We start from the raw sequence: 16,259 nt of genomic DNA, 5'->3' as shown, positions 1-16,259 counted from the left end.
AAAAACAGTCAGTCGTTGAGCAAAGGGCCGTCGCGCAGCGCATCGCGCCCCGCCACTTTGGCCAGCCAGAAACCGGGTTGGGCGTAACGCAGCCGCTCAATGGCAAACAGCACCCCGGACGTACCAGCACACACCGTGCTGACCCGATCCGACAGCGGATCGATCACTTCAAAAATCTTGTCACCGGCTTCAACCCACTCGCCGGGCTTGCGCAGAAAGCTCACCACGCCAGGATGCGGCGGCAGGAGCAGTTCCGTGCCTTCGAACGGCATGCCTTCGCATGGTTCGCGCACGGCGCTTGGCCACTCGCCACGGATCAGGCCTTGCTCGGCGAGGAACGCCAGAATGCCCTCTGCCCAGGCCTCAGCCTGTGCAGGTGTGGTGTCAGCCTGACCGCCGAGTTCAACGGTGGTCGCCAGGCACGCCAGTGGAATCTGCGCGTCCGGGAACAGGCGCGACAGACGCAGCCACGGCAGCGAACAGGCTTCGTCGAACGAGCTGCCACCGGAATCTTCCGCCAGCAGGCCGACCTTCACGTCCAGGTGCGCAGCGAGCGAACGCCACTGCGGCCAGTGTTGCGGCAAGGCATACATGTGCAGTGCGGCTTCGCAGTCGCAATGCAGGTCCAGCACCACATCGGCGGTGGCGGCATGTTGCAGCAGGATGCGCTGCATGCCTTGCAACTGGCTGCTGGCCTCGGGCAATGCGCCCAGGTGATCGGCCATCGCCTGACGGATCAGACGGATGTTGGCGTGCGGATCATCACCGAGTTGTCCTTGAAGCTTAGCGGCCACCGGCGCGCTGAGCTCGACGAAATCACGGTTGAAATTCTTGCCGCTGCCGGCCTCGAAGCGCCCCTGGTGGTTGCCTTGCAGCAACTGGCCAAGACCCAGCGGGTTGGCCACGGGCACCAGCTCGATGACGCCGTTGAGCAGGCCTTTGGCTTCGAGTTCGCCGAGGCGTTTTTTCAGTTCCCAGGCGGTACGCATGCCGGGCAATTCGTCGGCGTGGAGGCTGGCCTGGATGTAGGCCTTACGCTCACCGCTACCGAAGCGAAATACCGAAATCCGGCGCTCGCTGCCCAGGTGGCTCCACGGCAGAACGTGGTCGATGCGTTCCATATCAGTGCTTCCTCGGGGCCAGGTAGCTCAGCCAGCGACGCTCGGCCAGCTTGAACAGGCGCACCAGAATGAAGGTCAGACACAGGTAGAACACGCCGGCGGTGATGTACGCCTCGAACGGCAGGTAGAACTGCGCGTTGACGGTACGGGCCGCGCCGGTGATGTCGATCAGGGTCACGATGGAGGCCAGACTGGTGGTCTGCAGCATCATGATCACTTCGTTGCTGTACTGCGGCAGTGCCCGGCGCAGGGCCGATGGCAACAGGATGCGCTGGTACATCTTGAAGCGCGACATGCCCATGGCCTTGGCCGCTTCGATCTCGCCGTTCGGCGTGGCCTTCAGGCTGCCGGCGATGATTTCGGCGGTGTAGGCGCTGGTGTTGATCGCGAATGCCAGGCACGCACAGAACGTTGCGCTGGACAGCCACGGCCAGAGGAAGCTTTCACGCACCGTTTCGAACTGAGCCAGACCGTAGTAGATCAGGAACAGCTGAACCAGCATCGGTGTGCCGCGAATCACGTAAGTGAAGAGCCACGCCGTCATGTTGACGACGGCATTCTTCGAGACGCGCATCAGCCCCAGCGGCAGTGCCGCGAGCAGACCGAAGAACAGCGACAGCGCGAGCAACTTGAGGGTGGTGACCAGACCGCCGAGGTACAGCGGCAGGGCCTCCCAAATGACGTTGTAGTCGAAGATCATAGATCAGCCGCCCTTACGCCTACCGAGTAGCGCTTCTCAAGGTGACGCAGCGCCAGCAACGAGACACTGGTGATCACCAGATACATCGCCGCCACTGCGAGGAAGAAGGTGAAAGGCTCGCGGGTGGCGTCGGCCGCCTGCTTGGCCTTGAACATCATGTCTTGCAGACCGACCACGGAAATCAGCGCGGTGGCCTTGGTCAACACCAGCCAGTTGTTGGTGAAGCCCGGAATCGCCAGACGGATCATCTGCGGCACCAGCACCCGGAAGAACACCTGGACACTGCTCATGCCGTACGCCATGCCCGCTTCGGCCTGACCTTTGGGGATCGCCATGAACGCGCCGCGGAAGGTTTCCGACAGGTACGCACCGAAGATGAAACCGAGGGTGCCGATACCGGCGGCCAACGGGTTCAGGTCGATGTAGTCGTCATAGCCGAGCATCGGCGCGACGCGGTTGAGCAAGTCCTGGCCGCCGTAGAAGATCAGCAGGATCAGCACCAGATCGGGAATCCCGCGGATCACCGTGGAATACAGATCGCCCAGCCAGGCCAGCCAGCGCACTGGCGACAGGCGCAATGCGACACCGATCAGCCCGAGAACGATGGCCAGGGCCATGGACGACAAGGCGAGCTGAAGCGTCAGCCAAGCGCCATCGAGGATGACAGCCCCGTAGCCTTTCAACATGATTCAGGTCCTCGAAAGTTGGGATGAAAAAATGGCGCAAACCGCAGAGATCCTGTTGCTTGCGCCATTTCGGACGGGTCGAGCGACGTCTTTACTTGCCGTAAATGTCGAAGTCGAAGTACTTGTCCTGGATTTGCTTGTACTTGCCGTTTTCGCGAATGGCCGCGATGGCAGTATTGATCTTGTCTTTCAGGGCGTCGCCCTTGCGCACCGCGATACCTACGCCGTCGCCGAAGTATTTGACGTCGGTGAAGGCCGGGCCGACGAACGCGAAGCCTTTGCCGGCGTCGGTTTTCAGGAAGCCGTCATTCAACAGCGTAGCGTCCGCCACGGTGCCGTCGAGGCGACCGGCGGCCACGTCGAGGTAGATTTCGTTCTGCGAGCCGTATGGCTTGATCTCGGCACCCAGCGGGGCCAGGACTTCGCGGGCGAAACGCTCGTGGATCGAACCACGTTGTACGCCGATGTTCTTGCCCTTCAGCTCGGTCAGGCCTTCGCTGACAGCGGTGCCTTCTTTCATGACCAGGCGAGCCGGGGTGTTGTAGTACTTGTTGGTGAAGTCCACGGACTTCTTGCGGTCGTCAGTGATGGACATGGACGACAGGATCGCGTCGATCTTGCGCACTTTCAGTGCCGGGATCAGACCGTCGAATTCTTGCTCGACCCACTGGCACTTGACCTTCATTTCTTCGCACAGCGCGTTGCCGATGTCGTAGTCGAAACCGACGATGCTGCCGTCCGGCGCTTTGGAAGCAAATGGAGGGTAAGCCGCTTCGATACCGATCTTCAGAGGCTTTTCATCGGCGAATGTCGGCAGGGACAGCACGGACAGTGCCAGGGCGCCAAGCAGCACAAGTTTCTTCATCTTGGGACTCCATCGGTAAAGGGCAAAAACGGCAGAGTGAGCGACAGCCCAATATGCGAATGGGTGAATCGGGAAAGCGGTGCTGCATCCGTGGGAAATCTCCCATTGAAACCGTCAGCGATTTCAACACGAGCCACGACGAGCGAGTGATCGGCATTCTAACGACAGGCCCGAAGCCGATATTTCTTCAATGCGACAACTAATTACAGATGCACCGAGAAACCCGCCTGAGCACATTGACAGCTCCGCAATTTCATGCAAGAGCGAAAGACAGTGAACCGATCTATGCTGCAAATTGCGGGCCTATTATTCGCAAACCCTTCTAATCCGGCAAGCGCGGGGTGATGTCTTATTTTTCACAGGGCGTTTTGAGGCCCTGAAACAGGGCGCGACGTTTCCCATCGCCCCGTTGCGGAGCAGGCGGTTACACATTCAGTTACTTGAAGGCTGAGGGGTAACAGTGGGAATAGGCTGACAGAGCAATTCGATAATTATTGGCCGAAGATCCCCCCCCCCGTAACTGATCGTTCCCACGCTCCGCGTGGTAACGCCTCCCTCGACGCTCTGCGTCCGCTCTTGGGACGCAGAGCGTCCCGGGCTGCATTCCCACGCAGAGCGTGGGAACGATCGAAAACAAAAAGCCCCGCCCGGCGCGATGCCGGACGGGGCTTTTCAGCCTTCAGACCCGCCGCTTACGCGACGTTCATGGTCTTGTGCGTATCGATCAGATGCTGCACCACACCCGGATCGGCCAGGGTGGAGATGTCGCCCAACCCGTCGTATTCGGCCGTAGCGATCTTGCGCAGGATGCGACGCATGATCTTGCCCGAACGGGTCTTCGGCAGCCCCGGCGCCCACTGGATCACGTCCGGCGAAGCGATCGGGCCGATCTCCTTGCGCACCCAGTTCTTCAGTTCCAGGCGCAGCTGCTCGCTCGGTTCTTCGCCATTCTTCAGGGTGACGTAGACATAAATGCCCTGCCCCTTGATGTCGTGCGGCACACCGACCACCGCCGCTTCGGCGACTTTCGGGTGAGCGACCATCGCGCTTTCGATCTCGGCAGTGCCCATGCGGTGGCCGGACACGTTGAGCACGTCGTCCACGCGACCGGTGATCCAGTAGTAACCATCGGCATCGCGACGGGCGCCGTCACCGGTGAAATACATGCCACGGAAGGTCTTGAAGTAGGTGTCGACGAAACGGTCGTGGTCGCCGTACAGAGTGCGCGCCTGACCTGGCCACGAGTCGAGAATCACCAGATTGCCTTCGGCCTCGCCCTCGATGATGTTGCCGAGGTTATCCACCAGCGCCGGCACCACACCGAAGAACGGACGCGCTGCCGAACCCGGCTTCAGGGTATGAGCGCCCGGCAGCGGGCTCATCATGTTGCCGCCGGTTTCGGTCTGCCACCAGGTATCGACGATCGGGCAACGGGACTTGCCGACATTCTTGTAGTACCAGTCCCAGGCTTCCGGGTTAATCGGCTCGCCCACCGAACCGAGCAGGCGCAGGCTGCTGCCGTCCGCGCCTTCAACAGCGGCGGTGCCGGAAGCCATCATCGCGCGGATTGCGGTCGGCGCGGTGTAGAGGATGTTGACCTTGTGCTTGTCGACGATCTTCGCCACCCGGGTGATGTCCGGATAGTTCGGCACGCCTTCGAACAGCAGTGTGGTCGCGCCATTGGCCAGCGGGCCGTAGACAATGTAGGAGTGACCGGTGACCCAACCGACGTCGGCGGTGCACCAGTAGATTTCGCCCGGGCGGTAGTCGAACACGCGCTCGTGGGTCATCGCTGCGTACAACAAGTAGCCGCCAGTGGTGTGCTGCACGCCTTTCGGCTTGCCGGTGGAGCCGGAGGTATAAAGGATGAACAGCGCTTCTTCGGCGCCCATCTCTTTCGGCGCGCAGACAGTGCCCGCCACTTTCATCAGGTCTTCGTACCAGATGTCGCGATGCTGGTTCCACTTGATGTCACCGCCGGTGCGCTTGCACACGATGACTTTCTGGATGCTGCTGGTTTCCGGGTTGGTCAGCGCGTCGTCGACGTTGGCCTTGAGGGAAATCTTCTTGCCGGCACGGATGCCTTCGTCAGCGGTGATCACCACTTTCGAGCGGCAGTCGATGATGCGACCGGCCAGGGCTTCCGGCGAGAAACCACCGAACACCACCGAGTGAATCGCGCCGATCCGGGTGCAGGCCAGCATGGCGACCACGGCTTCGGGAATCATCGGCATATAGATGGTCACCACGTCGCCGCGGTGCACGTCCTGGCCACGCAGGGCGTTGGCGAACTTGCAGACTTGTTCATGCAGTTCGCGGTAGGTGATGTTGCGGCTTTCGGAAGGATCGTCGCCTTCCCAGATGATGGCGACCTGATCGCCGCGCTCGGCCAGATGACGGTCGAGGCAGTTGTAGGAAACGTTCAGGGTGCCATCGGCAAACCACTTGATGTCGACATGGTGGTCGTCGAACGAAGTCTGTTTCACCGTGGTGAAAGGCTTGATCCAGTCGAGGCGCTTGGCTTGTTCGCGCCAGAAGCCGTCAGGGTTGACGACCGACTGTTGGTACATGGCTTTGTAGGTCGCCTCATCGGTCAGCGTATTGGCCAGAACCTCGGGGCGAACGGGATACAGGGAAGCCGCACTCATCTTTCCTACCTCGGTGTAATAGTTGTTTTTGTATGACCCTGTTGTAGCCGGGGCGCCCGTATAGAACCATTCGACGATGGTAGTAACAAGCCCCTACATGTCGTGGCGATAATCCCGATGCTCACCCTCAATGCCCCCGCAGGCCTTGAATGTACTGGCCTGGCAGCGATTGTTACCAAATCTGCCAAAGGTGTTTATCAAAACCACATCTGTTTACACCCACCCCGTCTCCCTAAAATCTGCCTCGCCGACAAGGCAAAGTGATTAACAACGTTACAGCCCCCACGAAGGCCGTTAATCCAGCTCTGAAGTAACAAACCAAAACGATGAAGTTCCACACGCAACCCCAAAAAGGTTGCGTGACCCCACTCGACCTCAAGAAGGTAAATTTCAAATGAAAGCTTTATTGGTTCTGGCCCTCAGCAGTCTGTGCGCAACCGCCATGGCAGACGAGGTCCCGACTGATGTCGCACAGCAACAACCGGCCATCGAGGAATACACTTACTCCACTCACCTGGACATCGCCAACGTTGTATCGATGAGCGAAGTTCCGAATGTCTGCGAAGTGGTTCCGATGAAAATGGAGTACGACGACTCCACCGGCCAGCGCCACATCCTGCGTTACAGCGTGATGGGTAACGGCTGCACCAATTGATGGTTTGAGACTGCACCGAATCGGATCACTCAGCGCAACATCGAGGGTCGATTCCAGCCCGGCTTCGGTCGGGCTCAGTTGTGTTTGAAGGGACGTAAAAGGGTTGCAAAACACAAGATATAGTGAAAAACGCGGTTTTTTGCTCGTTTTTTGAGCAACCAATCACACGCAGAAAAATTAATGAAAAAATTTTCTCCGGGGTCAATCCCGGCGAAAGCCCTGTAAACCCTCGCTCCAAACGAAATCACCCTCCCGCTCGACCGCCCTGCGCTGTTTCGCCCTCCCCCACGCCGGTGTTTTTTTCCCTATAATGCCGCCCAATCGGGTCAGCAATATTCCCTTACAGGGATCAAAGCCATTCTGAAGCCCCGCAGCAGCGACAACGCTGACCTGCGCCCGTCAGAGGCTCTCGGAAACCCGTACAAAATTCTGTTTTATTGCCTGCCTTAGCTGCTGCAAAAAACGATTCCTTAAGATCCAACGCGGCCAGTACGGTCGTGTGAAAAACCAACCATCAGTTTTCACACGGGCATCTGGCCCTCACGCAGGAGACGACACGTCATGCTGAGCTGGGACGAATTCGACAAAGAAGACAGTGAAGTAGCCGTAAAAGGCGCCAACGCCGGCCACGCTACCGAAGCCAACATGGACCGCCTCGACAGCGCCGGCGGTGCCGCTGCTCTCGAAGCCCGCGCCGTGACCGCCGCTGACTCGGCCGCCGTGGCCCGCGCCAAGGCTGCACTGGATTCCCTCGACGTCGCCGAAGGCCTCGCCGAACTCGAAGGCTCCGCCGCCCGTGTCGCCGTTGACGAAAAGCGCATGATCAACTGCCGCGCCGACCTCAACCAGCTCGTGCCATTCAAGTACGACTGGGCCTGGCAGAAATACCTGGACGGCTGCGCAAACCACTGGATGCCGCAAGAAGTCAATATGACCGCCGACATCGCCCTCTGGAAAAACCCGGAAGGCCTGACCGACGACGAGCGCCGCATCGTGATGCGCAACCTCGGCTTCTTCTCCACCGCCGACTCCCTGGTTGCCAACAACCTGGCCCTGGCCGTGTACCGCCTGATCACCAACCCGGAATGCCGCCAGTACATCCTGCGCCAGGCATTCGAAGAGGCGATCCACACCCACGCCTACCAGTACTGCATCGAATCGCTGGGCATGGATGAAGGCGAGATCTTCAACATGTACCACGAGATCCCGTCGGTCGCGAAAAAAGCCGCTTGGGGCCTGAAATACACCCGCGCCATCTCCGACCCGGAATTCAACACCGGCACCGTCGAAACCGACAAAGAACTGCTGCGCAACCTGATCGCCTACTACTGCGTTCTGGAAGGCATCTTCTTCTACTGCGGCTTCACCCAGATCCTCTCCATGGGCCGCCGCAACAAAATGACCGGCGTCGCCGAGCAGTTCCAGTACATCCTGCGCGACGAATCCATGCACCTGAACTTCGGCATCGACGTGATCAACCAGATCAAAATCGAAAACCCACACCTGTGGGACGCCGAAATGAAGGAAGAAGCCTCGCAAATGATCCTGCAGGGCACCCAGCTGGAAATCGAATACGCCCGCGACACCATGCCTCGCGGCGTGTTGGGCATGAACGCGGCGATGATGGAGGACTACCTGAAGTTCATCGCTAACCGTCGTCTGTCGCAGATCGGCCTTAAAGAAGAATATCCAGGGACGACTAACCCGTTCCCTTGGATGAGCGAGATTATGGACTTGAAGAAAGAGAAGAATTTCTTTGAGACTCGGGTGATTGAGTATCAGACTGGTGGTGCTCTGAGCTGGGACTAATCGTCTCGCGCGTCACGATTTGACGATTGCTGCTTGAGTCGTCGAATTGAGAAAGCAAAAAGCCCCGATTTGATCGGGGCTTTTTTATGGGCGACTGGTTGCCCTTTTCCGTCCCTACGTTGCAGAGTTCAATCTCCTACAGCACTTACAGCCGCTTCGCATTGAAGCCAACTGCAAGCACCTCTAAGCTCAATTGCAGGTGCCTAAGAAACACCCAACGTAGAAAGCTTGGCCAGTTACACAGACGTACATGTCGTCGGTGGAGCTGCCCCGCTCGTTGGGATTTCTTAAGTCCACTCTACGTTGGGGTCAGGCCCTCCAAAAATCTAACGTAGAGGTAATGGATATGCCCGATCCTTTTTCTGTAACAGTCTTCTCTCGTCACAACCTCGCACTACACGCCCTTCTGCTCGAAAACCAAACGTGGTTCTGCGCTCGCGATGTCGGCCGCTTGATGGGTGTCCATCTGTGCGAACGCATGGTCAATAAGCTAGACAAGGATCAACGTCGCGTTTTGTGGATTGAGTATTTTCGGCAACCTGAAAAGCAACTGATGCTCAGCGAGTCCGGTGTGTATGCGCTGCTGGTGTACCACTACGTTCCCGGGAATCGGTTGTTACGTGAATGGCTGACTCATCAGGTGGTACCGGCCTTGCGTGATGCAGAACACTCGGGACATTCAGATCGGCCGATGCTGAGCTTGTTAGATTGGCCGGAGATGTCATTGAGTCTGCTGCATTGGCAGGATGAAGGCTGGATTCGGCTGCGGGATATGCCTTATCTGCTATTCGATCAGACTCAACGGCAGGCGACAGTGGTTAAACCTTGGTGGAGGAGAGTCACCCAGCTGTTTCCGTCATCTAAGCACTCGATCGGTTAAGTATCGCGCTCGCAGGATCGCGGGATTTTCGCTGTCATTTTTTCATGTTTCGTATGCAGCGCTAGCTTCCGCAACTACCGAGGGTTCTCAATCCTCGGTAGCTGATCTATTAATCCATTTCGCACATTAGGTTAAATCGTCAAAAACCCAACGCCCACTGAGAATTCCTTTCAATTGCTCAACGCTTAGTAGCTGCTGGGGCTTTCTATGAATAATCGCGTGGCAATTTGCACAAAGCGGGATCAAGTCAGTCTCGGGATCCACAATCTGATCCTCGTCAAATTCGGAAATGGGCTTCACGTGGTGCACATGAATAAACCCCTTTGCATGAGCTCCGTATGCTTTCTCAAAATCAAAATCACAAGCTTTGCATTGAAGCCCGTGAATAGCGATTGCCTGCGCCCTCAGCTTTAGACAGCGTTCATATCTAACACCGTAGTAAATTATTTTTTTCCCTTCAGTACCAACGATCTTGGTTTCAAACTCCTGCGTGATATTGCTTGGACTGAACTCATCAATCGGAACTGACGTCAACGTCGCTCGGGATAAGATTTGGTCGAATACGGTTTGACCGATTGGGCGAACGCCATTCCACCAATAGTTTTTCTCAAGTTTTACAGGAATCTGCTCAAAATACTCTCCATCAGCTTTGATCGGGATCGCTGATTCAAATGGTTGGAAATCTTCAATGACAGCAAACCAATCACCCTGCTTGCTGTTCACATCCGCGTAAACCTTACCTATTCGAGCAACCCCAAAATAATGAGGCTGAGTACTCAGACGCTGCCCTGAAAAAGCCTTATTTTTCATCTTCCCTTTGTAATACAGCACCCTCGTTCCTTCGGCCAGAATCGCTCGGTACTGCTTCGGAAAGTGATAAGAGACTCCTGTTTCGTCGTCCCACTTTGACTCATCATTTTCGGCAATTACAGCTGGCATCCACTCACCTCCCTATCAGAGGGTAAAGACTACCAAATTTCAGGAAATCTCCTACACGATCAACAGAAGGCTCTCACTCGCAATTTAAAACAGAACCTAGAAAGCAGCGATCGAGCCTGTGTCGCAAAGAAAGCCCTTCCGAGATGCCGAACTTGGGCCGAAAAAATGAAGATGCTGGCTACTAAAGTGAATTAACAGGTGCGCCATCACGTACCTCCCGCTATTAATACCCCTCCCCCACTCAAGGACCCGAGCCCCACCATGAAATTCGACCTCGCCTACTGCCTCAGCCTCGACGACAAACTGTCGATCTATGACGTTCGCGATCTCAATTTCGATGAGACGGTGGCGTTCGATTCCGCGAAGGAACACTTCCAGTGTCCCAACGACGCCTGTCGTTCGGCCTTCGATGCTTCCAACGAGTTGGGCACGTTCAACGCCAAGAACGTGAATTACGTGCGCACGCCGCACTTCAAGAATCTGCCCGGTACGCAGCATGTGGCGGGTTGTCCGTATGTGAGTGTGAAGACGTCGGCGTCGGGGGTTGAGGCGGCGGATGGGGAATTGGATGACGGGCGAGAGGAGCATTTCCCCTCGGAGTTGTTGCTGACGCGCCGTGAGTATGTGCGCAAGCCTGCCGCGCCAGCGGGGTCGGCGGATGTGTTGCGGGATGATCCGGTGCGGGTGGCAACCTCCCCTTCAAAAGAATCGCCGAGTCGTGAGTCAGCGCCGGACAAGACCAGTGTCTTCGCTCATCCCGTGGAGTGTTTTGTGTCGAACTTCGCGGACAAGGATTTGCTCAAGCGCATGCCATTGAAGATTGGCGAGCATACGGCGCCTTACAGTTCGTTCTTCAAGAAGATCGAGTACTTGATGGACAACAAGGGGCTGATTTACTGGGGCCGGATCAAGAAGATCGAGGACTTTCACAGCGCCAGTTTCCGGATCGACTTCGAGGACAAGGTCTGGTTCAAGAAGCCGGATGACAGCAAGAAGAAGCCTTACCCGGTCAGTGTTTATCTCAACAAGAAGCTGATCGACAACTACCGCAAGCGCAAGGCGTTTCTGGAAGAGATCAAGCACGCCATCGACAGTGATAAGGAGTTGTTCTGCTTCTTCTATGGTGTGACGCCGGAGTTGAAGCAGGTGCCGGGCAAGAAGAACCCCGAAAAGCCTTTCGAGGTCTTCAATGCCAATATCGAGAACCTGGATCACTTCATCATTCGTGAAGCGCCGGGTCTGGCGTGATGGTCAGCCCTGGGGCAGTTGCAGTTTGACGGCGCCGGGGTGTTGTTTGATCAGAGAGTACGGCAGGATCGACCAGTCTGGTCTATCGCAAGAACGTTGTACGCGGGCGAAGTAAGCGCCCAGGTATAAGCCTTTCGCAGTGAAGTACCACGGCGAAGAACCCCAAACGCTTTCTTCCGTGAAGTCGCAATCATCATCTTGCGTCGGCTTCTTCATTTCTGCGGGGTACAGGGCAGTGAATTGCCTGATCAGCCAAGGCACCAGCTCCTTGTTTTCATACTGATAACGCGCGTTACTTTCAGCCGGGCTCAAAGGCTTGTCACCCAGGCTGTCTCGTTCGGCATGCAGAAGTGGCTTGCCCTCACCTACCCACAGCACATCTTCGAGCGACAACGGATGGCCTGTGCTTACATCAATGTTAAGGGGCGAATCACCGAAGTCCGGATGCGCGCCACCGCAGAAATAGCTGGTCGAGATGTTCAGGCTGACCACGGCCTGCGAAATCATTTTGGGCTCTGCGTCCTGCATGAAGTCGACGTTTTCCCCGCCCTGTAGTTGGCAACCGTGATAGCGGATGACTTCATTCCACAATCGCCCAAGCAACTGCTGGTTAACCCGTTGCAGATCATTTTTTGGCAGACCGGACTCTACGCTGAACAGCGAAATCTTCGACTCCGGCTCTATCCACCATTGCAGGGTGTAACCCATGAAGTCTTGTTTCTTCAGCGGTTTGAGCTTGAGTCCCTGTAGTCGCAAATACTCATACGGCTCGCCGTTTGGCAACGCGGCGATGAAGGGCAGCGTAGAAGTTGTCGGCGCTGGAAGCCTGGCCTCGGAAAGTTGCACTGTAAGCTTCTTGCCCTTCGGACTTTGCCACTCGCCCTGCCAGCCAGTGGCAGTTTCTTCCAGTTTCAAAGTTGGCAGTGGCTTGTCGTCACCGTAGCGATTGTTGCCTTCAACCAGCGTCAGGGTGCTGTCCTGCAATGACCCGCTGAGGGGCAGGTCCCGATGGTATTTTTCGTAGAAGTAACGACCGGTCACTTCATCCGGGTTCTGGGTATTGAGCTCGACCACAATCGGCGTCTTGCCCAGCGTGCCGGTGAACACGCGCCGGCCATCTTCGGCATTGGCGGTGGAAATCAGTGTGAACAACGCCACGGCATATGGCGCCAGGCGTAACAGTCCCTTGAGCATGGATCGGTCCCTGAATGAGTCGGAAGTTGCGCCGGGACGTGGGTGTCGGCGCTGGAAAATTCGCGGCGGATTATGGCGGGGTTGTGCCCGGTAATCGAGAAATGTAATTCGAGATGCAACGTCGCGTCATGGCAGTTGCAGCGCAACACCACCCGGATGTTGTTTGACGATGTTGTACGGCAGAACACTCCAGTCCACGAATCCGCACACCGCTGCTACATGCGGAAACGATGGATCGAGCTTGATGCCTTGCTGTGTGAAATACCAACCCGGGAAGTCCCAAGGACCTTCATCGTTGTAGCCGCAGTCGTCTGTGCCTTCCGGCGTGATGGTCATGTCTTTCGGGTAGAGCCTGGTCAATTGGGCAACCAGCCAAGGCGCTAACTCCGTGGTGCGGTACTTTGACCAGACATCAGACGAACCGGATGATGTGTCGATGTAGTCGTCGCGCTCTTCATGACGTACTGGCTGGCCCTGCCCGACCCACAGGACATCTTCGAGGGTCAGTAACTTGCCGCTCTTTGTATCGATATTGAGCGCTTCCTGGTTTTGATCCGGATAGGCCCCGCCACAGAAGTATTCGGTTGAAATGCGCACGCTCATCACTGCCGATGACATCCACAGTGGTTGACTGGATTGAGCGTAATAACCGCCGCAGCCATATGACGACAACACTTGACCCCACAAACGCGCCATCAACTGCTGATTGATACGCTGACGCTCCTCAGGGGAGTAACCCGAGACCACTTCGAAGAGTGAAGTTTTGGTCTGCGGCTCGCTCCACCATTGCAGCGTATAGCCCATGAAAGTGTCGACCTTGCCTTTCTTGAGCGTGACGCCCTGCAACCGCAAGTACTCGTAAGGTGCATGATCATGCAACTTGGCCAGATAGGGTAAGGAGCCGGCGGGTACTTCGGGAATGATGGCTGGCTTCAACTCTATCCCCAGAGATTTACCGGCGGTACTTGTCCACTCGCCACTCCACCCATCAAGTGCTGGCTGCAGGCGAAGGGTCGGGCGGGAGTTCTCCATCCGTGAACCTTCTTCCAGCACAAGTGTTTCCCCATCCATGGCACCGTCGAGTGCCAGATCCTTGCGGTACTTTTTATAGAAGTACCGCCCCTCTCCGGTGCGAGCATTTATTTCGAGGACGATGGGCGATTTACCCAGAGTACCGGTGTACACCTGCGCGCCGTTGTCGGCCCAGGTCGGCGTCGGCACAAACAAACCCGTCAGCAAAAAAACACCGAAAAGGCGCAACAGTCCTCGGAGCATCACTTCATCCTTGAGTAAACGAGCCGTTGCTCGCAAAAAGTAGCCGCGGATTATGTAGTGGTTGCAGTGGGGAATCGAGCAACTTCAGATTCAATTCACGCACATGCTGATCATCACAATCACTAGTAGCGCGATATACACCCATGCATGCACCCGATCCGGTATCCGCCCGATCCACGGCGTCGCCAGTCGAATCCCCAGCATCGAGCCCAGCGTCAGTACCGCAAACGCCAGCAGATCCACATACCCGATAAACCATGGCCCCAAGTCGGTCTCGCTGAAACCGGCCAGCGCCATGTAAGTCAGGGTGCCCGCCAGTGCCACCGGCACGCTCAGCGGATTGGCCATCGACGTCGCCTGCGACATGCTCAACCCGCAACGCCGCAACAACGGCACAGTCATGACGCTTCCTCCTACGCCGAGAAAGGTCGCGATGGCGCCAATGCCTACACCACCGCCGGACGTTTCCACCGTTCCCAATCGCCGTGGGATGACGCCTTCGGACTGTGTGAGAAAGCCGCGTCGCAGCAGGCAGTCGACAATCGTCACACCTAGGTAGGCGATGAAGGCATAACGAATGACTTCGCCACTGACCCATACCGCCGCCATTGCGCCGACGATAGCGCCCAACCCGATGAACCCGCCCAAGGGCCACAGGTAATCCCGGATCAGGTTGCCGGCGCGGCGGTGTTTGTCGGCAGCAATCAGGGCGTTGACGATCATCACGCAGGTCGAGGTGGCGACGGCGATGTGCATTGCGGATTGGCTGATCGGGTCGTCAGCGCCGTGGCTCGCGGTAAGCATGCGGTACAGCAGCGGCACGACGACGAAGCCGCCGCCGAAACCGAAGAGCACGGCGGTGACGCCTGTCAGGCAGCCGAAGAGTGTCAGCAGGAGGTAGAACATGGCGCGTCGTCCGTTGGTGGGGATCGGTCGACGATAGAGCGGCGGCGCTTGGCCTGCCTCAGCAAGTCAGCCAATAATGTTTGCGTTTACGCCAATTGCTGGGTGCCGCTCGATGCGCAATGTTTCGATCAATCTGCTGGATGACACACCACGCCCGGTGGTGGCGATCGGTACGGATTATTCCCACGGCTATCTGTTGCCACGTCATACGCATCGGCGGGCGCAATTGTTGTACGGCGCGACCGGGGTGATGCAGGTCAGCACGCATGACGGCAACTGGGTGGTGCCGCCGCAGCGGGCGGTATGGATTCCGCCGGGGGTGGCGCATGAGGTGTTGATGCTGGGAGTCAGCACTCGCAGTTTGTATATCGAGCCGGGGGCGGTGGATCTGGGTGAGCGTTGTCAGGTGATCAGTGTGTCGCCGTTGATGCGGCATTTGCTGATGGAGGCGGTGGAGCTGCCGCTGACTTATGACCTGGCCGGGCGTGACGGCGTGCTGATCGATTTGTTGCTGCATGAATTGGTGCGCAGTGCACCGCTGCCGTTGCATATACCGCTGCCGTCTGACGGAAGACTGCTCGAACTGTGTCAGAAATTTCTGCATCAGCCGAACGCCCACCAGTCGCCCCTGCAATGGGCCGATCAGCTGCACGTAAGCTTGCGCACCTTCAACAGACTGTTTCGTCAGCAGACCGGCCTGAGTTTCAGTCTATGGCGCCAACGCGCCTGCGTGGTACTGGCGCTGGCACGGCTGGCGGCGGGTGAGGCGGTGACGCGGATTGCCCTGGATTTCGGCTATGACAGCCCGGCGGCGTTCTCGACGATGTTTCGTCGGATCCTCGGTCAGGCACCGTCCGTCTGGTTGGAGGCGGCGAACTAGGGCAAATCAAAAAATGCGTTTGATCCCGGCCGAAAACAACTGTACAAAAACACAGTACATTTTCCATCAGCACTCTCGAGCCCGGAGCACACCATGGCCTCTTCAGCGATGAACCTCATCCTCGAACGTATCGCCCTTTTCCAGTTCACCCCGACGCATTGCGCCCAGGCCCGAGGGATGTTGGGCTGGAGCGTGGAACAACTGTCGCGGGAGGCAGGGGTTTCGGTAGACGATATTCAGCGATTCGAAGCGCAGCAGGACGTGGCGGATTCGGCGCGGCTGGCGTTGACCTATCGGTTTGAGGCGCAGGGGCTGGTGTTCTTTCCGGGGTTTGCGCCGGGGCGTGGGGGGAATGTCAGAGGTGCGATGCCGGAATCAGCGATTCATGGAGATTATGCGATGGCTGACTGAACCAATTGATTGAGATTATCCCAATATAGGTATATTTTTCGC

Annotated in this window: 15 protein-coding genes; 6 read left to right on the top strand and 9 right to left on the bottom strand. The window is 57.3% G+C overall.

Annotated elements, in window-relative coordinates; genetic code table 11:
- Window positions 1-8 precede the first annotated feature (8 nt).
- From AC07N4_RS23440 to acs, 5 genes are all read right to left on the bottom strand, one after another.
- Window positions 9-1,121 (bottom strand): succinylglutamate desuccinylase/aspartoacylase family protein, encoded by a 1,113-nt coding sequence (locus AC07N4_RS23440; RefSeq protein WP_493065965.1) that lies wholly within the window; start codon window positions 1,119-1,121, stop codon window positions 9-11.
- Window position 1,122: 1 nt separating this feature from the next.
- Window positions 1,123-1,821 carry an ABC transporter permease gene (locus tag AC07N4_RS23435; RefSeq protein WP_102621033.1) on the bottom strand — a complete coding sequence of 233 codons (699 nt, stop codon included), beginning with the start codon at window positions 1,819-1,821 and terminating at the stop codon, window positions 1,123-1,125.
- On the bottom strand, window positions 1,818-2,507 hold the full coding sequence (locus AC07N4_RS23430; protein ID WP_096818114.1) for an ABC transporter permease: 690 nt from the start codon (window positions 2,505-2,507) through the stop codon (window positions 1,818-1,820). The genes AC07N4_RS23435 and AC07N4_RS23430 overlap by 4 nt, the downstream gene beginning before the upstream one ends.
- A gap of 91 nt (window positions 2,508-2,598) precedes the next feature.
- A complete protein-coding gene (locus AC07N4_RS23425; protein WP_096818116.1) occupies window positions 2,599-3,372 on the bottom strand; it encodes an ABC transporter substrate-binding protein in 774 nt (257 codons plus the stop codon).
- 692 nt (window positions 3,373-4,064) lie between these two features.
- The gene (gene acs, locus AC07N4_RS23420; RefSeq protein ID WP_102621034.1) at window positions 4,065-6,020 is read right to left on the bottom strand and encodes an acetate--CoA ligase; all 1,956 of its coding nucleotides are present in this window, start codon (window positions 6,018-6,020) and stop codon (window positions 4,065-4,067) included.
- 394 nt (window positions 6,021-6,414) lie between these two features.
- Between acs and AC07N4_RS23415 the strand changes: the two genes are divergently transcribed.
- The 3 genes from AC07N4_RS23415 to AC07N4_RS23405 all read left to right on the top strand — a co-directional run bounded on the left by AC07N4_RS23415 (window position 6,415) and on the right by AC07N4_RS23405 (window position 9,364).
- Window positions 6,415-6,675, top strand: a complete 261-nt coding sequence (locus tag AC07N4_RS23415; protein ID WP_102621035.1) for a DUF2790 domain-containing protein — start codon at window positions 6,415-6,417, stop codon at window positions 6,673-6,675.
- Window positions 6,676-7,236: 561 nt separating this feature from the next.
- The gene (locus tag AC07N4_RS23410; protein ID WP_096818122.1) at window positions 7,237-8,484 is read left to right on the top strand and encodes a ribonucleotide-diphosphate reductase subunit beta; all 1,248 of its coding nucleotides are present in this window, start codon (window positions 7,237-7,239) and stop codon (window positions 8,482-8,484) included.
- A gap of 346 nt (window positions 8,485-8,830) precedes the next feature.
- Window positions 8,831-9,364 carry a BRO-N domain-containing protein gene (locus tag AC07N4_RS23405; RefSeq protein ID WP_134334342.1) on the top strand — a complete coding sequence of 178 codons (534 nt, stop codon included), beginning with the start codon at window positions 8,831-8,833 and terminating at the stop codon, window positions 9,362-9,364.
- A gap of 126 nt (window positions 9,365-9,490) precedes the next feature.
- Here AC07N4_RS23405 and AC07N4_RS23400 read toward each other — a convergent pair whose 3' ends face one another.
- Window positions 9,491-10,303, bottom strand: coding sequence for an HNH endonuclease (locus AC07N4_RS23400; RefSeq protein ID WP_134334289.1), 813 nt, complete (start codon window positions 10,301-10,303; stop codon window positions 9,491-9,493).
- A 261-nt stretch (window positions 10,304-10,564) separates the two neighbouring features.
- Here AC07N4_RS23400 and AC07N4_RS23395 point away from each other — a divergent pair, with 261 nt between their 5' ends.
- Window positions 10,565-11,551, top strand: a complete 987-nt coding sequence (locus tag AC07N4_RS23395) for a hypothetical protein (protein ID WP_493065966.1) — start codon at window positions 10,565-10,567, stop codon at window positions 11,549-11,551.
- 3 nt (window positions 11,552-11,554) lie between these two features.
- On the opposite strand, the gene AC07N4_RS23390 is transcribed toward AC07N4_RS23395, so the two are convergent.
- The 3 genes from AC07N4_RS23390 to AC07N4_RS23380 form a co-directional block, all read right to left on the bottom strand.
- Window positions 11,555-12,745 carry a hypothetical protein gene (locus AC07N4_RS23390; RefSeq protein ID WP_493065967.1) on the bottom strand — a complete coding sequence of 397 codons (1,191 nt, stop codon included), beginning with the start codon at window positions 12,743-12,745 and terminating at the stop codon, window positions 11,555-11,557.
- 126 nt (window positions 12,746-12,871) lie between these two features.
- A complete protein-coding gene (locus AC07N4_RS23385; RefSeq protein WP_493065968.1) occupies window positions 12,872-14,020 on the bottom strand; it encodes a hypothetical protein in 1,149 nt (382 codons plus the stop codon).
- A gap of 90 nt (window positions 14,021-14,110) precedes the next feature.
- Window positions 14,111-14,926, bottom strand: a complete 816-nt coding sequence (locus AC07N4_RS23380) for a sulfite exporter TauE/SafE family protein (RefSeq protein ID WP_493065969.1) — start codon at window positions 14,924-14,926, stop codon at window positions 14,111-14,113.
- Between the two features lie 112 nt (window positions 14,927-15,038).
- Between AC07N4_RS23380 and AC07N4_RS23375 the strand changes: the two genes are divergently transcribed.
- Window positions 15,039-15,806 (top strand): AraC family transcriptional regulator, encoded by a 768-nt coding sequence (locus tag AC07N4_RS23375; RefSeq protein WP_493065970.1) that lies wholly within the window; start codon window positions 15,039-15,041, stop codon window positions 15,804-15,806.
- Window positions 15,807-15,899: 93 nt separating this feature from the next.
- A complete protein-coding gene (locus AC07N4_RS23370; RefSeq protein WP_493065971.1) occupies window positions 15,900-16,217 on the top strand; it encodes a helix-turn-helix domain-containing protein in 318 nt (105 codons plus the stop codon).
- Window positions 16,218-16,259: the final 42 nt, after the last annotated feature.

The organism is Pseudomonas sp. GW821-FHT09E04 (genome assembly GCF_059416185.1).
Note: the sequence above shows the minus strand (reverse complement) of the source record. Positions and strands in the feature narration are given on the sequence as shown.

Excerpts from the sequence above, each read along its gene's own strand:
- AC07N4_RS23440 (WP_493065965.1), bottom strand. The coding sequence starts at position 1,121 with ATGGAACGCATCGACCACGTTCTGCCGTGGAGCCACCTGGGCAGCGAG.
- AC07N4_RS23435 (WP_102621033.1), bottom strand. The coding sequence starts at position 1,821 with ATGATCTTCGACTACAACGTCATTTGGGAGGCCCTGCCGCTGTACCTC.
- AC07N4_RS23430 (WP_096818114.1), bottom strand. The coding sequence starts at position 2,507 with ATGTTGAAAGGCTACGGGGCTGTCATCCTCGATGGCGCTTGGCTGACG.
- AC07N4_RS23425 (WP_096818116.1), bottom strand. The coding sequence starts at position 3,372 with ATGAAGAAACTTGTGCTGCTTGGCGCCCTGGCACTGTCCGTGCTGTCC.
- acs (WP_102621034.1), bottom strand. The coding sequence starts at position 6,020 with ATGAGTGCGGCTTCCCTGTATCCCGTTCGCCCCGAGGTTCTGGCCAAT.
- AC07N4_RS23415 (WP_102621035.1), top strand. The coding sequence starts at position 6,415 with ATGAAAGCTTTATTGGTTCTGGCCCTCAGCAGTCTGTGCGCAACCGCC.
- AC07N4_RS23410 (WP_096818122.1), top strand. The coding sequence starts at position 7,237 with ATGCTGAGCTGGGACGAATTCGACAAAGAAGACAGTGAAGTAGCCGTA.
- AC07N4_RS23405 (WP_134334342.1), top strand. The coding sequence starts at position 8,831 with ATGCCCGATCCTTTTTCTGTAACAGTCTTCTCTCGTCACAACCTCGCA.
- AC07N4_RS23400 (WP_134334289.1), bottom strand. The coding sequence starts at position 10,303 with ATGCCAGCTGTAATTGCCGAAAATGATGAGTCAAAGTGGGACGACGAA.
- AC07N4_RS23395 (WP_493065966.1), top strand. The coding sequence starts at position 10,565 with ATGAAATTCGACCTCGCCTACTGCCTCAGCCTCGACGACAAACTGTCG.
- AC07N4_RS23390 (WP_493065967.1), bottom strand. The coding sequence starts at position 12,745 with ATGCTCAAGGGACTGTTACGCCTGGCGCCATATGCCGTGGCGTTGTTC.
- AC07N4_RS23385 (WP_493065968.1), bottom strand. The coding sequence starts at position 14,020 with ATGCTCCGAGGACTGTTGCGCCTTTTCGGTGTTTTTTTGCTGACGGGT.
- AC07N4_RS23380 (WP_493065969.1), bottom strand. The coding sequence starts at position 14,926 with ATGTTCTACCTCCTGCTGACACTCTTCGGCTGCCTGACAGGCGTCACC.
- AC07N4_RS23375 (WP_493065970.1), top strand. The coding sequence starts at position 15,039 with ATGCGCAATGTTTCGATCAATCTGCTGGATGACACACCACGCCCGGTG.
- AC07N4_RS23370 (WP_493065971.1), top strand. The coding sequence starts at position 15,900 with ATGGCCTCTTCAGCGATGAACCTCATCCTCGAACGTATCGCCCTTTTC.